The sequence below is a fragment of the Micromonospora sp. DH13 genome (assembly GCF_020873825.1).
Classification (GTDB): domain Bacteria; phylum Actinomycetota; class Actinomycetes; order Mycobacteriales; family Micromonosporaceae; genus Micromonospora; species Micromonospora haikouensis.
This window is the reverse complement of record NZ_JAHWGR010000127.1, coordinates 1-256: the sequence shown is the minus strand read 5'-3', so window position 1 is coordinate 256 and position 256 is coordinate 1. Positions and strand designations below refer to the sequence as shown.

The following is a 256-nucleotide window of genomic DNA, read 5'->3' as shown; positions in this document are numbered from 1 at the left end:
CGTCGGTGTGGCCGTGGAGCTCGCCGGCGGGTTGCAGGCTGTTGGGGTCCCACAGCCGCACTACCCTGTCGCCGCCGGCGGTGACGAGCAGGATGGTGCCGTCCGGCCGGGTCCACGTCCCCACCGCATTCACGGCGTCGGTGTGGCCGTGGAGCTCGCCGGCGGGTTGCAGGCTGTTGGGGTCCCACAGCCGCACTACCCTGTCGCCGCCGGCGGTGACGAGCAGAGTGGTGTCGTCCGGCCGGGTCCACGTCCC

Annotated in this window: 1 pseudogene; it reads right to left on the bottom strand. The window is 73.4% G+C overall.

Annotation, left to right across the window (positions count from 1 at the left end):
* Positions 1–256 (bottom strand): annotated as a pseudogene (locus LPA42_RS33570) (hypothetical protein); the annotation flags it as partial.